The organism is Paenibacillus oryziterrae, from assembly GCF_042610485.1.
GTDB lineage: Bacteria > Bacillota > Bacilli > Paenibacillales > Paenibacillaceae > Paenibacillus_AQ.
Map to the genome: position 1 here is coordinate 51,032 of NZ_JBGJZO010000003.1, position 17,824 is coordinate 68,855.

At 50.2% G+C, this 17,824-nt stretch carries 18 protein-coding genes; 15 read left to right on the forward strand and 3 right to left on the reverse strand.

Translation table 11 applies throughout. The annotated features are described in order from the left end of the window. The first annotated feature begins 110 nt into the window (after positions 1-110). From lpdA to ACAN55_RS04890, 4 genes are all read left to right on the forward strand, one after another. Positions 111-1,532, forward strand: coding sequence for a dihydrolipoyl dehydrogenase (gene lpdA / locus ACAN55_RS04875; protein WP_379128893.1), 1,422 nt, complete (start codon positions 111-113; stop codon positions 1,530-1,532). A gap of 147 nt (positions 1,533-1,679) precedes the next feature. Next, on the forward strand, positions 1,680-2,705 hold the full coding sequence (locus ACAN55_RS04880) for a thiamine pyrophosphate-dependent dehydrogenase E1 component subunit alpha (protein ID WP_379128896.1): 1,026 nt from the start codon (positions 1,680-1,682) through the stop codon (positions 2,703-2,705). Positions 2,706-2,708: 3 nt separating this feature from the next. After that, complete coding sequence (locus ACAN55_RS04885; RefSeq protein WP_379128899.1) at positions 2,709-3,695, forward strand: alpha-ketoacid dehydrogenase subunit beta; 987 nt, start codon at positions 2,709-2,711, stop codon at positions 3,693-3,695. 134 nt (positions 3,696-3,829) lie between these two features. After that, positions 3,830-5,272, forward strand: coding sequence for a dihydrolipoamide acetyltransferase family protein (locus ACAN55_RS04890; protein ID WP_379128902.1), 1,443 nt, complete (start codon positions 3,830-3,832; stop codon positions 5,270-5,272). 90 nt (positions 5,273-5,362) lie between these two features. On the opposite strand, the gene prli42 is transcribed toward ACAN55_RS04890, so the two are convergent. Further along, complete coding sequence (prli42, locus tag ACAN55_RS04895) at positions 5,363-5,458, reverse strand: stressosome-associated protein Prli42 (protein ID WP_379128905.1); 96 nt, start codon at positions 5,456-5,458, stop codon at positions 5,363-5,365. A gap of 99 nt (positions 5,459-5,557) precedes the next feature. Here prli42 and ACAN55_RS04900 point away from each other — a divergent pair, with 99 nt between their 5' ends. The 11 genes from ACAN55_RS04900 (at position 5,558) to ACAN55_RS04950 (ending at position 16,188) form a co-directional block, all read left to right on the forward strand. Continuing rightward, positions 5,558-6,685: a M20/M25/M40 family metallo-hydrolase gene (locus ACAN55_RS04900; RefSeq protein ID WP_379128908.1), complete on the forward strand. Its 1,128-nt coding sequence runs from the start codon at positions 5,558-5,560 to the stop codon at positions 6,683-6,685. Between the two features lie 295 nt (positions 6,686-6,980). Continuing rightward, positions 6,981-7,553 carry an NUDIX hydrolase gene (locus tag ACAN55_RS04905; RefSeq protein ID WP_379128910.1) on the forward strand — a complete coding sequence of 191 codons (573 nt, stop codon included), beginning with the start codon at positions 6,981-6,983 and terminating at the stop codon, positions 7,551-7,553. Next, a complete protein-coding gene (locus ACAN55_RS04910) occupies positions 7,544-8,761 on the forward strand; it encodes an endonuclease Q family protein (RefSeq protein ID WP_379128913.1) in 1,218 nt (405 codons plus the stop codon). The genes ACAN55_RS04905 and ACAN55_RS04910 overlap by 10 nt, the downstream gene beginning before the upstream one ends. Positions 8,762-8,816: 55 nt before the next feature. After that, positions 8,817-9,467, forward strand: coding sequence for a stage II sporulation protein M (gene spoIIM, locus ACAN55_RS04915; protein WP_379128916.1), 651 nt, complete (start codon positions 8,817-8,819; stop codon positions 9,465-9,467). An 88-nt stretch (positions 9,468-9,555) separates the two neighbouring features. Next, the gene (fur, locus tag ACAN55_RS04920; RefSeq protein WP_379128918.1) at positions 9,556-10,023 is read left to right on the forward strand and encodes a ferric iron uptake transcriptional regulator; all 468 of its coding nucleotides are present in this window, start codon (positions 9,556-9,558) and stop codon (positions 10,021-10,023) included. 121 nt (positions 10,024-10,144) lie between these two features. Next, the gene (locus ACAN55_RS04925; RefSeq protein WP_379128921.1) at positions 10,145-10,447 is read left to right on the forward strand and encodes a DUF4227 family protein; all 303 of its coding nucleotides are present in this window, start codon (positions 10,145-10,147) and stop codon (positions 10,445-10,447) included. A 120-nt stretch (positions 10,448-10,567) separates the two neighbouring features. Further along, positions 10,568-11,461 (forward strand): site-specific tyrosine recombinase XerD, encoded by an 894-nt coding sequence (gene xerD / locus ACAN55_RS04930; protein ID WP_379128923.1) that lies wholly within the window; start codon positions 10,568-10,570, stop codon positions 11,459-11,461. Between the two features lie 393 nt (positions 11,462-11,854). Continuing rightward, positions 11,855-13,033, forward strand: a complete 1,179-nt coding sequence (gene deoB, locus ACAN55_RS04935; RefSeq protein WP_379128925.1) for a phosphopentomutase — start codon at positions 11,855-11,857, stop codon at positions 13,031-13,033. Positions 13,034-13,116: 83 nt separating this feature from the next. Then, on the forward strand, positions 13,117-13,941 hold the full coding sequence (locus ACAN55_RS04940) for a purine-nucleoside phosphorylase (protein WP_379128927.1): 825 nt from the start codon (positions 13,117-13,119) through the stop codon (positions 13,939-13,941). A gap of 37 nt (positions 13,942-13,978) precedes the next feature. Continuing rightward, entirely contained in the window at positions 13,979-14,854 is an 876-nt protein-coding gene (locus tag ACAN55_RS04945; RefSeq protein WP_379128930.1) for a purine-nucleoside phosphorylase, read from the forward strand. Positions 14,855-14,856: 2 nt separating this feature from the next. Then, entirely contained in the window at positions 14,857-16,188 is a 1,332-nt protein-coding gene (locus ACAN55_RS04950) for a pyrimidine-nucleoside phosphorylase (protein ID WP_379128932.1), read from the forward strand. Between the two features lie 93 nt (positions 16,189-16,281). Here the strand turns inward: ACAN55_RS04950 and ACAN55_RS04955 are convergent, their stop codons facing one another. After that, positions 16,282-16,740, reverse strand: coding sequence for a hypothetical protein (locus tag ACAN55_RS04955; RefSeq protein ID WP_379128935.1), 459 nt, complete (start codon positions 16,738-16,740; stop codon positions 16,282-16,284). A 43-nt stretch (positions 16,741-16,783) separates the two neighbouring features. Further along, positions 16,784-17,809, reverse strand: a complete 1,026-nt coding sequence (locus tag ACAN55_RS04960) for a serine hydrolase domain-containing protein (protein WP_379128938.1) — start codon at positions 17,807-17,809, stop codon at positions 16,784-16,786. Positions 17,810-17,824 lie beyond the last annotated feature (15 nt).

Genomic DNA, 17,824 nt, shown 5'->3' on the forward strand with positions numbered 1-17,824 from the left:
TGAAAAAGTCCATTGGATATGACGTTTGTAAGTTTTGTAATAGATGCAAAAGGGAGTACAATATAGAACGATAAGAATGAACTTATTTGTAGGAGCGGAGGATACATATTATGACAATCACTTGTGACGTTGCGGTGCTTGGCGGAGGAACAGGGGGCTATGTGGCAGCTATACGCGCCGCCCAGCTCGGGAAATCCGTTGTCGTCATTGAACAGGATAAATTAGGAGGCACATGTCTTCACCGGGGCTGCATTCCAAGTAAGTCGTTGCTTCGGAGTGCGGAAGTATATGCGGAGATTAATGAAAGTGAGAGCTACGGGATTGAAACCTCAGGTGTGAAGCTGGTGTTCCCAAAGGTGCAGCAGCGGAAGGAAGCTGTGGTTGAACAGCTTCATCAAGGTGTGCAGTACCTGATGCGCAAGAATAAAATTCAAGTGGTCAAGGGTAAAGGACGTGTAACCGGCCCTTCAATTTTCTCTCCGCGCAGCGGTGCGGTGGCTGTAGAGCTGGAGGACGGTGAGATGGAGACCGTGGTGTCTGCTCACCTGATTATCGCCACAGGCTCACGTCCGCGTGTTCTTCCCGGCCTTAAGCCGGACGGCCAGTTTATTCTGAGCAGTGAAGAGGCTCTCGCGATGGAGGAGCTCCCGGGTTCGATGATTATCGTGGGCGGCGGCGTTATTGGCGTTGAATGGGCATCGATGCTGGCTGATTTCGGCGTTGAGGTAACCGTAGTGGAAGCCGCTGAGCAATTGCTGCCTTTCGAAGATTCTGATGTGGCCAAGGAGCTGCTTCGACTCTTGAAGAAGCGTGGAGTCAAAGTACTTACGGGTACCACTGTTGATAGCAGCACCTGCAAGGTGACAGGTCAAGGTGTAACGATTGAAGCGCGCAAAGGCGAGCAAAGCCAGACACTCGTTGCCGGTAAATTACTGGTATCTGTGGGCAGACAAGCTAATGTTGAGAATATCGGGCTTGAAAATACCGATATCCATTTTGACAAGGGTGTTATTGAAGTTAACGCCAATATGCAGACCCATGAACCGCATATCTATGCAATCGGCGACTGTATTGGCGGTCTGCAGTTAGCCCATGCCGCAAGTCATGAGGGTATTCGCGCTGTGAATCATTTGGCCGGAGAAACACTGCATCCCTATCATACTCATCTTGTTCCGCGCTGTGTATACTCCAGACCGGAGGTCGCCAGTGTGGGTTACACCGAGAAGGAAGCCAAAGCGCTTGGTCATGATGTGGTCACTGGTAAATTTCCTTTCTCAGCGATTGGCAAAGCGATCGTATTCGGCATGAAGGACGGGTTCGTTAAAGTTGTAGCCGACCGCACCAGCTCAGATATTCTTGGTGTACAAATGATCGGTCCTCATGTCACCGATCTGATTGGTGAAGCGGCATTGGCACAACTGCTCGATGCAACCCCATGGGAAGTGGGAGAAGCGATTCACGCCCATCCTACGCTATCCGAAATCATCGGTGAAGCAATGCTGGCGGTTGACGGAAAAGCAATCGGAATGTAAATAAGAGTAGCGTTTCTTTTTGCAAGCAAAGGGATTATAATGAACTCAGGCCAAGTCTTAGTACCAGGTGATAAGATCAGCTCCGTATAGGGCATCTGGTATGGATTAACTAGGCTTGAGGCTTACAAATAAGGAGGTACCGTATTTATGGAGTCCCAAGGTACTGTTGAAACTATGAACAGACATAAAGCGCTAGGTTTAAGTGACGGACAGGTCATTGATATGTACAGATATATGCTGCTTGCGCGCAAATACGACGAGCGGAGCCTGCTGCTGCAGCGGGCGGGCAAGATCAACTTTCATGTCTCCGGCATCGGCCAGGAGGCGGCACAGGTTGGGGCGGCATTCGCTCTTGACCGTGAGAATGATTATTTTCTGCCATACTACCGTGACTACGCCTTTGTGCTGACGGTTGGTATGACGGCACGTGAACTGATGCTTTCAGTCTTCGCTAAGGCTGAAGATCCGAACAGCGGCGGACGTCAAATGCCTGGCCACTTCGGCAGCAAACGCCTGCGGATTGTGACCGGATCGAGTCCGGTGACTACGCAGGTCCCGCATGCGGTAGGTTTTGCGCTGGCCGCTAAGATGCAGAAGAAACAATTTGTCTCCTTTGTTGATTTTGGAGAAGGCTCCAGCAATCAGGGGGATTTCCATGAAGCGTGCAATTTCGCTGGTGTGAACAAGCTTCCGGTCATCATTATGTGCCAGAATAACCAGTATGCGATTTCGATTCCAGCCCATCGTCAGCTTGGCGGCAAGGTCAGCGACCGGGCACTCGGGTATGGATTCCCCGGGATTCGCGTGGATGGCAATGATCCGCTGGAAGTGTATCGTGTAGTCAAGGAAGCGCGTGAGCGTGCATTGGCCGGAGAAGGACCAACACTGATTGAAGCGATGATGTACCGCTTGTCTCCGCATTCCACTTCGGATAACGATTTGGCTTACCGGACGAAAGAAGAGGTAGATGAGAACTGGAAGAAGGATGGCGTAGCTGCATTCAGGAATTATCTGATTAACCTCGGACTTTGGAGTGAAGAGCAGGAACGCGATTATATTGCTGAATGCAACCTGGAGTTAAAAGAAGCGATTGAGTACGCCGACAATGCACCGTTCCCGAAACCGGAAGATACGCTGCTGCATGTGTACAGCGAATCCAAAGGAGGCGCATAGACCATGGCGATGATGGAATATATCGATGCCATAAGGCTGGCAATGAAAGAGGAAATGGAACGGGATGAGTCGGTATTTGTACTTGGCGAGGATGTAGGTGTTAAAGGCGGAGTATTCACGACAACCAAAGGGCTTCAGGATCAGTTCGGAGCCGAACGAGTACTGGATACGCCACTTGCAGAATCGGCAATTGCCGGTGTAGCGATTGGCGCAGCGATGTACGGAATGAAGCCAATTGCTGAGATGCAGTATTCCGACTTTATGCTTCCAGCGACCAATCAGATTATTAGTGAAGCGGCTAAAATTCGCTATCGTTCCAATAACGACTGGAGCTGCCCTGTAGTCATCCGCGCGCCGATCGGCGGCGGTATCTTCGGCGGGCTGTACCATTCCCAGTGTCCGGAATCGATCTTCTTTGGAACGCCCGGACTTAAGATCGTAGCTCCTTATTCGGCTTACGATGCCAAAGGACTGCTGAAATCCGCTGTCCGCGATCCGGACCCGGTCATATTTTTTGAGAACAAGAAGTGTTATAAGCTTATCAAGGGAGATGTACCTGTAGAGGATTACACCGTACCGATCGGGGAAGCGAACCTGCTTCGTACAGGAACCGACATTACGGTGATCGGCTACAGTCTTCCGCTGCATTTTGCTATGCAGGCCGCAGAAGAACTGGAACTTGAAGAAGGTATCACTGCTCATATTCTCGATCTGCGTACTCTCCAGCCTCTGGACCAGGAGGCTATTATTGCCGCTGCCCGCCAGACCGGCAAGGTTCTGATTGTGCATGAAGACAACAAAACCGGCGGTATCGGCGGAGAAGTGGCTGCGATTATTGCAGAGCACTGCCTGTTCGAGCTGGATGCGCCGATCTTCCGATTGTGCGGTCCCGATGTTCCTGCAATGCCGATCAGCCCTCCCATGGAGAAATTCTTCATGCTGAGCAAAGAGAAGGTCAAAGCGGAAATGCTGCGTCTGGCGCAGTACTAGAAGGATTACGCTTACGAAGTGAGTTTTACTTCGTAAAACTTTAAGATTATGCTTACGAAGTAGTTTTACTTCGTAAAACTAAGCTTATGCTTACGAAGTAGTTTTACTTCGTAAAACTTTAAGGAGTTGAAATTATGTCTGACAAGCAAAAGCTGATCGATGTAAGCATGCCGCAATTCGCGGAATCGCTTGTATCGGCGACCATAGGCAAGTGGCTGAAGAAGCCGGGAGATCCGGTGGAACAGTACGAGCCGCTTTGCGAGGTCATTACGGATAAAGTTAATGCGGAGCTTCCTTCCACCGTTGACGGGATTATGGGAGAACTGCTCGCGGAGGAAGGCCAAACCGTCAATGTTGGTGAGATTATCTGCCGGATCGCTGTGCCGCAAGCGGCTTCCGATACGTCTGCGCCTGGGGTTTCGGAGGCTCCGGCAGTTGCTGCCCCTCAGCGCTCTACCAGTCATTCCGGTGCAGCATCTGCTCCCCGCGGAAGCCAGCCAGCGCCTGCCCATGATCCAAATGCGCCGATGCGTTCCCGGTACTCTCCGGCAGTGCAGACACTGGCGGCTGAGCACGTGATCGATCTGAACGCCGTGGCAGGCACAGGCAACGGTGGGCGCATTACGCGCAAGGATGTGCTGGCATATATTGCGGCCGGTGGGGCGCAGTCAGCAGCTCCAGCAACAGTTCATGCCGTGGCTAAGCCGGGACATGTTGCCGCAGCATCAGATGCCCCTACATCGGCAGCTCCGCAGCGTGTTCCGGCGGCTGCGATGACTGAGGAAGGCGAAGTGATCCAACCCGTTCGCCATTCCGGTCTGCATCTTAGTGAATCCCCGCGTATTCCAACCATTGAAGTGGAAGGCGGACGAGGCAGCAGCTCGGAGTATCTGATCGATGTTACCCCGATCCGTAATACGATTGCCTCACGGATGCGGCAGAGCGTAACGGAGATTCCGCATGCCTGGACAATGATTGAAGTCGATGTAACGAATCTTGTTGTTCTGCGCAATAAGCTGAAGGATGAGTTCAAGCGCAAGGAAGGTATCAATCTGACTTATCTTGCCTTCCTGATGAAGGCTGTGGTAAGTGCGATTAAGGATTATCCGATCATGAACTCCGTTTGGGCTGTCGATAAAATCATCGTCAAACGCGATATTAATATCTCGCTTGCGGTAGGTACCGAGGATTCGGTGATGACACCAGTCATCAAGAAAGCTGATCAGAAGAATGTCGCCGGTTTAGCCCGGGAGATTGACGAACTGGCAATGCGTACACGCGAGGGTAAACTGCGGCTGGAAGATATGCAGGGTGGAACGTTTACCGTTAATAACACGGGTTCATTCGGCTCCATTCTTTCTTATCCAATCATCAACTACCCGCAGGCAGCCATATTGACATTCGAGTCCATTGTGAAGAAGCCGGTAGTGATCAATGATATGATCGCCGTTCGTTCCATGGCCAACATTTGTCTCTCTCTGGATCACCGGATTCTGGATGGTGTGATCTGCGGACGTTTCCTGCAGCGTGTGAAAGACAATATTGAAGGATACACGCCGGATAGCAAGCTGTACTAAGATTTACTTTTTATAAATGACATAACAAATAGCAGCCGGCGGAATTCGCCAGGCTGCTATTATCGGCTTCCTGCTGTTTAGGTTATACTATTAGAAGAACGGCTGGATGAAGGCAAGCAAGGAAGATGCGAGCATGGCGATCAGCATTACATAAATGAAAATACGGAACCATTTTTTATGTTGCATGAGTGACTCCTTTGGAATTAGTTTAAGTAATGAACATGAGGTTCATCTAACACAGTTGTACAACTATTGTACCGTATTCGTGAAAGAGAGGGAAGTCCAGTGATATCTAAGGACCGATTAATTGAGGAGTTTATGGAGCTTGTCCGCGTCGACAGCGAGACCAGAAATGAACGGCAGATTGCCGATGTATTAAAGGCGAAATTCAGCAAGCTTGGACTGGAAGCAATCGAGGATGACTCGCAGGAAAGAACCGGACACGGAGCGGGTAATCTGTTCGTTACTTGGCCTGCGGACAATGCTGGCTCTACTCAGAAACTGCTGTTCACTTGTCATATGGATACAGTAGTTCCCGGCCAGAATATAAAGCCTACACTTGGGGATGACGGCTGGATTACCAGTGACGGCACTACGATTCTAGGCGCGGACGACAAAGCCGGATTAGCGGCGTTGTTCGAAGCCATCCGTGTGATTCAGGAGCAGAAGATTCCGCATGGACAAATTCAGTTCGTAATCACTGCAGGTGAGGAATCAGGTCTGATGGGTGCCCGGGCTATGGAGCCTAAATATCTGGATGCGGATATGGGATTCGCCCTTGACTCCAACGGAGAAATTGGTGCAATTGCTGTTGCAGCACCTACCCAAGCCAAAATCACGATGCAGATCTTCGGTAAATCCGCGCATGCCGGTGTCAACCCGGAGGATGGCATCAGCGCTATCCAGGTGGCCAGCAAAGCGATCTCGGCGATGAAGCTGGGACGCATTGATAATGAAACAACAGCAAATATCGGCAAATTCGCCGGTGGTGGTCCTACCAATATTGTCTGCGACCATGTTCAACTGGACGCGGAAGCGCGCAGTATTGTACAGGAGAAGGTTGACCGCCAGATCGCACAAATGCGTGAAGCACTGGAGACAACGGTACGTGCTAACGGAGCGGAGTGTGAATTCCGCAGCGAAATCATCTATCCGGCCTTCAGCTTCAATGAACATGATCCTGTGGTCCAACTGGCCAGCAAGGCCATTTCGTCTATCGGCTTGACGCCGCGCCTGTTCCACTCCGGTGGTGGCAGCGACGCGAATGTGTTCAACGGACTTAAGGTGCCCACTGTTAACTTGGCTGTAGGCTATCAGCATATTCATACCACCAAAGAACGCATCAAAGCTGAGGATATCGTCAAGGTAGCTGAAGTGGTTGTAGCTATCGTGAAGGAAAGCGCGAAAGGGTAATGTAGGTGTATAATCAGAGAGCTGATTCCGGATCAAACGATTCGGGGTTAGCTCTCTTTTTTGATAATAGAGACTGAAGTGTTCTGAATGGATAAAATGTACGCCAGGGGCATATCACGGCCGTATCGGGCTTGCCACGCTGCTAATTTTGCTTTGATCTGATCGGGTTTGCCTGTTAGAACTACAGCGGAGGGGCTTGTACAACAGAAGAGGTCTTTCACGTCCGGTTCCTTCTTTCCCGTTAAGTTTGCTATAATACACCGTATGCAGAACGTAGCCAAAGGAGACCAATCAAATGGAAAATTACAGTTTGAGAAGAAATCCCGCACTGGATGAGGAGACCTTGTCCACACAACCTATTTTCGAGGGGAAAATCATTTCACTGCAGGTGGACACCGTGCGTTTACCGGACGGAAACACAGCTACCCGCGAAGTGGTTAAACATCCCGGAGCCGTAGCGGTGCTCGCGCTTAATAAGGGCAAAATGCTGGTTGTCGAACAGTACCGCCAGCCGATGAACCGTACCGAAGTGGAGATTCCTGCAGGCAAGCTTGATCCAGGTGAAGATCCGCTCGTTGCGGCAGGCCGGGAACTGCAGGAAGAAACGGGCTTTCACAGCGGGGATCTTCAATTGCTGAAATCGTTCTACACTTCTCCGGGATTTGCGGATGAAATTATACATCTGTACGTAACAGATAATGCCCAGCCAGGTGATATGGCGCTGGACGAGGATGAGTTTCTGGAAGTATCGGAACTGACTCTGGAAGAAGCCTATGCATACATCGAGGACGGACGAATAGCCGATGCCAAAACGATAATGGCGGTATACGCCTGGCACCTGTTTACGTTGACCGGACAATGGCATTAGAACCGGAACTTCAGAGCTTTTATGGTGATCTTCATGTTCATATCGGGCGTTCTTCAAACGGCCAGCCGATCAAAATCAGTGGAAGCCGCGATCTCACGTTCGCCGGAATCGCCAAAGAGGCCGCGGAGCGCAAAGGGATTGGGCTGATCGGCATCATCGACAGCCATTCGCCGCCTGTGCAGCACGATATCCTGGAATGTCTGGAATCGGGGGAGATGACAGCTGCCGAAGGTGGCGGTATTTCTTACCGAGGAACGACAATCGTACTTGGTGCGGAGCTTGAAATCCGTGAGCCGGGGCGCAAGGAGTGCCACGTGCTTGCGTATCTGCCAGATCTTGAGAGCATGATGGATTTTACAGTTTGGCTGGGCCGTCATATGAAAAATGTGAATTTAAGCTCCCAGCGCTTATATGCCCCTGCCGCGGTACTCCAGGATGAAATTCTTGGACGGGGCGGGCTGCTCATTCCGGCTCATATTTTCACCCCCCACAAAGGGCTGTATGGCTGCGCTGCTGAACGGATGGCTGAACTTTTTGATTTGGACAAAATCGCCGCCGTGGAGCTGGGCCTCAGCGCGGATTCGGAAATGGCGGGCTATATTAGTGAGCTGGACCGTTACACGTATCTCACGAACTCGGACGCACATTCTCTCGGTAAAATCGGCCGCGAGTATAACAAGCTGCAGCTTGAGAAAGCTTCATTCAAAGAGCTGAGGCTTGCGCTTGAGCGTAAGGAGGGAAGGGGAATTACTGCCAATTACGGCCTGAATCCCCGGCTTGGCAAGTATCACCGGACCTATTGCAGCTTTTGTGGAACGATCATTGATGAAGCTGATGCTACTTCGCACCGCTGTCCATATTGCGGCAGCCCCAAGCTGGTGCAGGGCGTATTTGACCGGATCCAGCATATTGCCGATAGGGAGAAACCGTTTGTACCTGAGCACCGCCCACCGTATCATTTTCAAGTACCGCTGGAGTTCATTCCGGGTTTGGGAAAAATAAAAATGAATGCGCTGCTCGAAGCGTTTGGCAACGAGATGAACATTCTTCATAAAGCCGGTGAACAGGAGCTTGCCGACGTTGCAGGCAGGGATTTAGCTTCTAAAATCGTTGCTGCACGTAACGGTGTACTCGAACTGTCTGCGGGTGGCGGAGGCAAATATGGAAAAGTAGCTCAGCCAGAGAGCCCGACAAAGGACAAGTCATAGTTTAGGACGCCTCTTCATATGGTGTAACATATGACCGGAGAGGAGAACGTCCAGAGTGCGAAATCTGAGGCAAATGGTAAAAGAGCAGACGCCGCTGTATATTTTTGTTGCCGTTTTGTTCCTGGTAGGGGTGATATTCGGAGCTCTGATTGTAAGTGCGCAGACGCTGGATCAGCAGCAGGATCTCGGAGAATACCTCGGCAATTTCTTTATGACCGTGAACGAGCAGGGACTGCCGGCCGCCCCGGATTCGTTCTGGAGCATTGCGGTTCTTCACCTGAAATGGATTGGACTGATCTGGATTCTGGGTCTCTCTGTCATTGGTCTGCCAGGTATCCTTATTCTTGATTTTCTCAAAGGTGTGCTAATCGGATTTACCGTCGGTACACTGATTACAGAATACTCCTGGCATGGACTTTTGTTCGCGCTGGTTTCGGTTGCCCCGCATAATCTGGTGCTCATACCGGTACTACTGGTTAGCAGTGCAGCCGCTATTGCTTTCTCGTTGCTCATGATACGCAGCCGGGTACTTGGCCAGCATAAACCATCCGTAGCGCGTCCTTTTGTTACATATACCTTATTATCCCTCTCCATGGCGATATTAATATTAGGGGTAGCTTCTTTCGAAGCCTGGGTCACTCCTGCGATGATGGGATGGGTTACACCTTCGTTAGTACAGGGTGCTATGGATATAACCGCACAGTAAAAGCGTTTGACTTCTCAAAGCGACTCCCCCTATAATGAAAGAAGTGGTTTGAGGTAGGTACGGTAACTTTCCAAGGGGGAGGCAGACAATGGAAGCCCGGATAGATAAAATTAAGCAACAGCTACAATCCCATGGATATAAGCTAACACCTCAACGGGAAGCAACCGTAAGGGTGCTACTCGAGAACGAAGAGGATCATCTCAGCGCCGAGGACGTATTCATGCTCGTGAAAGAGAAAGCTCCTGAAATCGGCCTGGCCACCGTGTATCGTACCCTGGAACTGCTTAGTGAACTCCATGTAGTGGAGAAGATTAACTTCGGTGACGGCGTAGCCCGTTATGACCTGCGTACCGATACGGCGAAACACCATCACCATCACTTGATCTGTGTGCAATGCGGCAGCATGGACGAGATCCGTGAGGACTGGCTGGGACCGCTCGAAGAAAAGCTGGAGAATGAGTACAATTTCACCGTACTTGATCACAGGCTTGATTTTCATGGCATATGTCACCGCTGCAAAGACAAGAATAACCCCGACGGTAACCGCTCGGAGTAATCTTTTGGATAAATATAAGGATTTACCGCATAAGCTCTCCCCGGTATCTGCCGGAGAGGGCTTTTAAAAATTTGACGGTGCCTTGACAACAGTGAAGTAACTTACATACAAGCCCCTAATAATGCATATGGTGAAGGACCGGGACTTCTGCTTCCGGAGCCAATTTAGTCATGTAAATCTAGGGGGAATCCATCTGGTTATCTCAATTCCTAAAGCGGTACGGCGGTTGTATTTCATTGTTATGTTTGTAGCCCTGAGTTATTTGTTCTATTGCGGGCTTGGACGGCTTCAGAGCTGGATATCTCCGATGTATGATTACGGGATACCGGAAGGGACTGCCGTAAAGGCATATCATGAAGAAATGGGCGGGAATTCGTTGAATCCGGAGCAGCGGCTGCGTCTGTATTATTGGTATGGAGAGTGACATTTTTCATAATTAAGCAGGAAAATGACGGAAGAATGTCGAAAAGAGCATGTGGAACATCAGTCAGAAGACTGCCGGATGTCATAGGCAGCCGGTAGCGTAAGACAGGAGCGTGAGTTGATGAAGGCATATTTGCAGCCCTTTATGCTTTATCTGTCCAGGGATAAAGGATTATCCCGGAACACGCTGGAATCTTACGGGCGGGATATAACGCAGTTTCTGGAGTTTGCCAGCGATCGAGGTATTATGACCCCGAAAGAGATTAAGAAATCCCATGTCACTTTGTATCTTGGCGGATTGCGTCAAGCCGGACGGGCGGCGGCAACGATTAACCGGAATACGGTATCGCTCCGTTCTTTTTTTCATTTTCTGATGCAGGAAAAGATGATTGAGCAAGATCCTACACTGGATATGGAAGCCGTGAAACCGGACAACAAACCACCCATGGTGCTGACCGTAGCTGAAGTGGAACAGCTTTTGGCGGCGCCTGATGACAGCACACCTCAAGGCATGAGGGATAAAACCATGCTTGAACTGCTGTATGCAACCGGTATTCGGGTGTCGGAACTGATCTCTCTGAATGTGGAGGATGTTCATACCGGAATGAAATTTGCCCGCTGTTCAGGGACTTCAGGCAAAGAACGGGTTGTGCCGATCAGCAGTATCGCGGCGGAGTGCGCTGAGCAGTATACCTCGGACGTGAGGAACAAGCTGCTGCGTCAGGATACAACGGAGCAGGCCCTGTTCCTGAATAGTCTAGGCGGACGTCTTACCCGGCAAGGCTTCTGGAAAATCATCAAGAAGTATGCCCGGGAAGCGGAGATTAATCAGGATATTACACCTCATACGCTGCGGCATTCCTTCGCCGCCCATTTGCTGGAACGGGGAGCGGATTTGCGCTCTGTACAGCACATGCTGGGACATGCTGATATCTCGACAACCCAGATCTACAGCGGCATTGCCCGCAAAAATCTGAAGGAAGTCTTTGAGAGTCATCACCCCAGGGCTCATTAATTACTTATGAGGGCGCTTTACGAGAAAAAATATAGTTTTTGCGGATAAGTGGAGAGCAATACCCCAACTAGGGGTAACATAATGATGTTGGAAACGGGATTGTGCCGAAGGGTGGGCAACCGTTTCTTCTTGTTGGTGCGGGTGATGAACATAAGTTCGCTAAGCACAGGTCAATCGTAACTACGGGAAAGATTTGGACTTTCGGCCGCTGTTGTCTTGAAATTTCTTGACTATACCGCTGATAGCGGTTGAAATTTCAAGACAAAGGCGGACACTGCGTTCCTACAGTTCCAAATTTCCCATTTGTTACTCTTCCTGTGCATCACCAAACCCAACTGTTCATTTTTATGGGTATTAAAATTATGGATATTAATGAAGGAGTGAAGACAGCAAATGTCCTCTTTTAATCGGATTTGCTTTATTGTTTTAGATAGCGTGGGCATCGGCGAAGCGCCGGATGCAGCAGGATTTGGGGATGCGGGTTCACATACACTCGGGCATATCCTGGAGCGGGTACCGGGACTTAAGCTGCCTAATCTGCAGAAGCTTGGGCTTGCCAATATTGCACCGTTGCCTCCGCTGGAACCTGTAGCTTCACCAGCTGCTTATTACGGCAAAATGGAAGAAGTCTCCGTAGGTAAAGACACCATGACTGGCCACTGGGAATTGATGGGCCTTAAAATCGAGGTTCCGTTCAATACATATCCGGACGGATTCCCGGCAGAGCTGATTGAGAAGTTTGAGGCGCTGACAGGCCGTAAAGTAATCGGTAACAAACCGGCCTCCGGCACAGAAATTCTTGTGGAATACGGCGAGGAGCAAATGAAGACGGGAGCTTGGATTGTCTACACATCAGCAGACAGCGTCTTCCAACTGGCGGCTCATGAGGATGTTATTCCTCTGGAAGAACTGTACAGTGCCTGCAAAATTGCCCGTGAGCTGACAATGGCTCCTGAGTTCTCTGTCGGCCGAGTGATTGCCCGTCCTTATGTTGGACAACCGGGCAGCTTCGCAAGAACGCCAAACCGCCATGATTATGCAGTAAAGCCGCCAGAAGCTACAGTAATGAATGCTTTGGAGGATATCGGCAAGGATGTTATTGCGGTTGGTAAAATTAACGATATTTTCACTGGTGAAGGTGTTACGGCATCATACCCGACGAAGAGTAACGAGCATGGCATCGATGTGACCATTGAGGAATTACGGAAGACTTTTAACGGGTTTCTTTTTACCAATCTCGTTGACTTCGATTCTCTCTACGGACACCGCCGTGACCCGGAAGGTTATGGACGCGCACTTGAGGTCTTCGATGAGAAGCTGCCGGAGATTATGTCTACGCTGGGTGAGAAGGATCTCCTGATTATTTCGGCTGACCACGGGAACGACCCGATTCATGCCGGAACTGATCATACCCGTGAATATGTGCCACTTCTGGTATATAGCCCGGGTCTAACGAACCCGGATAGTCTGGGTATCCGGAAGACGTTCTCCGATGTTGCGGCAACGATTGCTGATAATTTTGGAGCGAAAGCGCCTAAGTACGGGACAAGCTTTTTGGGAGAATTGAAATAGAGCGGCCAGCTTACGAAGTAGTTTTGTTCGCGAAGTAATGCAGAGGAGCGTATGCTCCACAAAACTTTTAGGAGGAACTTGTAATGAACGTAGTAACGCAGAATACCATTCAGGAAGCAGCAGCTTATATTAAAGGTAAAAGTCCGGAGTCACCGGAGATCGGTCTTATTTTGGGTTCCGGTCTTGGCGTGCTCGCTGATCTAATAACAGACGGGATCAGCATCCCGTATCATGAGATTCCTCATTTTCCGGTGTCTACAGTAGAAGGGCATGAAGGTGAGCTTCTGATCGGCAAGATTGAAGGACGCCGTGTTGTCATGATGAAAGGCCGCTTCCACATGTATGAAGGGTATGGACCCGAGACAACCGCTTTTCCGGTACGTGTAATGAAAGAACTGGGAGTTGCCAGCCTGCTCGTGACCAATGCAGCTGGTGGTGTAAATACAAGCTTTACTCCAGGCGACCTGATGCTGATTACCGATCAGTTGAATTTGACAGGACGTAACCCGCTGACTGGACCGAACGATAATGCACTTGGTGTTCGCTTCCCTGATATGTCTTCAGCATATAGCCGCCGCCTGATTGATATTGCTAAAGAAACGGGCGCAGCACAAGGTTATGAATTCAAGGAAGGGGTCTATGCAGGACTGCTTGGACCTACTTATGAAACTCCTGCAGAAATTGTGATGCTTCGTCGCCAAGGGGCGGATGCAGTGGGTATGTCTACCGTATCGGAGACGATTGTGGCCCGCCACGCAGGTATGGAAGTACTGGGTATCTCCTGTATTACCAACATGGCAGCAGGCATTCTTGATCAGCCGTTAAACCATGCCGAAGTTATGGAGACCGCAGAACGGGTTCGCGAGAACTTCCTGAAGCTGGTACTGGCTTTTATTCCAAAGATGTAGACGATATCCATTATTTAATGACCAGGAGGAATAATAGATGACACAAACAGGTAATACAGCAGCAGAAATCACGTACGGACAGCAGGTAAAGGAAGCGGCGGAATATGTAAAATCGAAACTTGGAACGTATTCCCCGGTGATCGGTCTGATCCTGGGTTCGGGTCTTGGTGATCTGGGCGATCAGATTGAAGATGCAGTCTATCTTCCATACGAGGAGATTCCTCATTTCCCGCACTCCACGGTGGAAGGCCATGCCGGCCGTTTCGTTATCGGCAAGCTGGAAGGCAAGGATGTCATGATTATGCAGGGACGTTTCCACTTCTATGAAGGATATGCGATGCGTAAAGTAGTTCTGCCGGTATATGTGATGGCAAAGCTCGGCATCGGCACATTAGTTATCACTAATGCAGGCGGTGGTATGAATAAGGGCTTTAAGGCAGGCGACCTCATGCTGATTACCGACCACTTGAATATGACCGGCGACAACCCGCTGATCGGACCTAATGATCCGGATCTTGGTGTACGATTCCCGGATATGTCTCAAGCCTACGACCACGAATATATTGCGCTTGCTAAGAAGCTGGCAGCCGATGTTAAAGGAACCCAAGGTGAAACACTGGAGCTTCAACAAGGTGTATATGCTGGAATCAGCGGCCCTACCTATGAGACTCCGGCTGAACTGAAAATGCTGGCATACCTTGGCGGCGATGCTGTGGGTATGTCCACGGTTCCTGAGGTAATCGCAGCTAGTCACAGCAAACTGCGTGTGCTCGGCATTACCTGTATTACGGATATGGCGATCGGCGAAGAGCTGGAGCCGCTTACTCATGAGCAGGTGGTTAAAGTGGCTAACCTGACTAAACCGAAATTCATCGGACTGGTTCGTGCATTCGTGCGCGAAGTACAGGTGTAATCATGAGAGCAGTTGATATCATCCAGAAGAAGAGAGACGGCGGAGAACTGACCCGCGAAGAAATATCATATCTGATTCAAGGTTATGCTAAAGGTGAAATTCCGGATTACCAAATTTCAGCATGGGCGATGGCGGTTTATTTCCAAGGGATGAATGCCCGCGAGACCGGCGATTTGACAATGGAAATGGCGATGTCCGGTGACCAGGTGGATTTGAGCCCGATTGCAGGCATCAAAGTAGATAAACATTCCACTGGTGGAGTAGGCGACAAAACTACGGTTGTTCTTGCTCCGCTTGTGGCGGCTGCGGGAGTTCCTGTGGCCAAAATGTCCGGCCGTGGCCTGGGTCATACCGGCGGCACGATCGATAAGCTGGAGTCGATCTCCGGATTCTCCGTTGAGATGGACCGTGAACGTTTCTTCGCGCAGGTAGGGGAGATCGGAGCAGCGGTTATCGGCCAGTCCGGCAATATTACGCCTGCCGACAAGAAGCTTTATGCACTGCGTGATGTAACGGCGACCGTGGAATCCATTCCGCTGATTGCCAGCTCTGTGATGAGCAAGAAGATTGCTGCAGGAGCGGACGCTATCGTGCTGGATGTTAAAACTGGCAGCGGTGCTTTCATGAAGACGCTGGACCGTTCTATTGAGCTGGCAGAAGCGATGGTGGCGATTGGAACCCATCTGGGCCGTAATACCGTTGCGGTAATCAGTGATATGGATCAACCGCTGGGCTTCGGCATCGGAAATGCTCTTGAAATTAAGGAGGGCATTGAGACGTTGAAGGGCCAAGGGCCGAAGGATCTGGAAGAGGTCTGCCTGATTCTGGGCAGTCAGATGCTCGTGCTGGGCGGTAAAGCACAGAACGAGGATGAAGCCCGTTCCATCCTGAAAGCACATATTGCAGACGGCTCCGCACTGGAGAAGTTCAAGCAGATGGTTGGTGCACAGGGCGGAGACGTATCACAGGTCGAAGCACCGGAAACACTGCCTGCTGCAGCTTCCCGCATTGAAGTGAAGGCTGCAGAGAGTGGATATATTGAAGCGATCCAAGCGGAAGAAATCGGTGTTGCCGCTATGCTGCTCGGCGCAGGCCGTGAGACCAAGGAATCCGTCATTGATCTGGCGGTTGGCATCCATCTGTCCAAGAAAGTCGGCGATGCAGTGGAAGACGGCGAGACAATTGCCGTGCTTCATGTGAACAACGCCAGCGAAAGCAAGATCAAGGAAGCTCAGAGCAAAGTGCTGGAAGCTTACCGCATTAGCGCGGTTCCGGTAGATGAGCAGCCGCTTGTCTATGCAATTGTTACCAAAGACGGAGTTACCCGGTTTTAGATAGTTTCATGAAACAGCACCTCCGCCGAATCGCTGCAGCGATTTAGTGGAGGTGCTTTATTTTTTTATGTGAGTATCATAAGGGTTATAATTTCAATCACGTTTGCGGGCCTTTCTCCAGGTGAATATCCTCTCAGTCACCACAGCCAGCACTAGAACAACTGCAAGTAATCCCCAGAGAACAGCCGGATTTAAACCTGCCCCCGCGTATTCCCCTTGGAAGTCTGCTCTGATGTACACGTTGCCACTCTCTTTGACTGCGATGGATTCCTTGACCTCAATGTTATTTATGGCGTAGTACTTTGTTCCTTTCGGGTACTTGTTCGAGAAATTTCCTGAGTAAGTACCTTCCTCGTCAGAGTAACGGGTGACTGTGCCGATACTGGAACCAATCTGCCCCGGGTCAACCTGAACCTCTGAAATGACATAGGAGTTCCCGTTATAGACAACAAAAGCATATGCCCAATCCGCAGAAGCTATGCCAGCTAGAAATACGCCGGTAAGGATCAAAGCCAACAAACCACTCATCAATACCTTCAATCGTGTTAGCAACTTTTGGCCTCCCCGTATTTACCAAGGATTATATAGCAGCGATTCAGTATGGCAGATGCTCCTCGAAAGCCTTCAATAGGGTATATGCTCCCCTGCTGGCATTACATACCATGGCGACTGCTGCCCGCGTCTGCGGATAGAAGGCTGACCGGAAGGACACACCAGGGTCCGAGCCCATCAGATGGTATTTGAAGATGTCACCGTCGTTCATGCTGATCCAGACACCGTAACCATAATAGTTATCTCTATCTTCACCGATATGTGGTGTCAGCAGAAGGGAGGTTAACTCCGGGCTCAGAAGATGATATCCAAGAAGAGCCTCCCAGCACAGCAGCATGTCGGGGGCAGATACGAATGCGCCACCATCTGAGCCTCCCTTTACCGGAAGGGAATAAATATTTCTGCGCCACGCTCCGTCCTTCTCATCGATATAGCCACATGCAGTGTTAGGCGGGAGCCTGTCCAGAGAGAAGTAACCGGAGCTTTTCATCCCGGCAGGACCGAAAATATGCTGCTCCACATATGCTGCAAATTCCATACCCGAGAGTTTCTCTACAATCAGACCCAGCAGAATATATCCTGCGTTGTTATAGTGGAACCGTTCACCCGGCGGAAACTTCATGGGCTGCTGCTGAAAGAGAGGAAGGAAGTCGGCGAGACGGCGCAGGCTGTACATCGGTTGACCGATCCATAAATCCTCGAAATTCTCCATGATATCTTCATCAAAATAATCCGAAATACCTGAACTGTGCGTAAGCAAATGATGTACCGTGATGCCACGATCCCAATATGGAAACTCTGCCGTATCCAGACACTCCGTGAGCTTACTGTTAAAAGTCAGAAGACCGTGATCCACCAGCTGGCAAACCGCGATCGCTGTGAATAATTTGCAGCCTGAGGCAATTCCGAATCTGGTATCAGTGGTGTTCGGAAGCTGGTCTTCCCGCTGGCGGTATCCGAAAGCATCCTTATAAGTCTCTTTATCTTTATAAAATGCGGCCACCGCTCCTGAAAATCCGCTCTCTTCGGCCTTAAATTTGATTACTTCAGAAAGGTTAGTAAACAGCATCATCCTTCTCCTTCG